Annotated in this window: 1 pseudogene; it reads right to left on the bottom strand. The window is 65.6% G+C overall.

Annotated features, from left to right (window positions below):
• Positions 1 to 381, bottom strand: a pseudogene (locus CKW40_RS42630) (malate synthase G); the annotation flags it as partial.

Genomic DNA, 381 nt, shown 5'->3' on the forward strand with positions numbered 1-381 from the left:
GTCATGGCCCACATGCCCTTGCCGATCTGCGCCTTGCCCTTGAACCCGGCGGCCAGGCCGATGTCGACGTTGGCGTCCTCGTAGGCCTTGATCCAGGTGGTGCTCTTCATCGCGCCCTTGCGGATCATCGGACCCGCCTCCATCGAGGTGTGGATCTCGTCGCCGGTGCGGTCCAGGAAGCCGGTGTTGATGAACACCACCCGGTCGGCCGCGGCCTTGATGCAGGCCTTGAGGTTGACGGTGGTGCGCCGCTCCTCGTCCATGATGCCGACCTTGAGGGTGCCCTGCGGCAGCCCGAGGACGTCTTCGACCCGGCTGAACAGCTCGCAGGTGAACGCGACCTCGTCGGGCCCGTGCATCTTGGGCTTGACGATGTAGATG

Source organism: Mesorhizobium carmichaelinearum (genome assembly GCF_900199455.1).
Classification (GTDB): Bacteria; Pseudomonadota; Alphaproteobacteria; order Rhizobiales; family Rhizobiaceae; genus Mesorhizobium; species Mesorhizobium carmichaelinearum.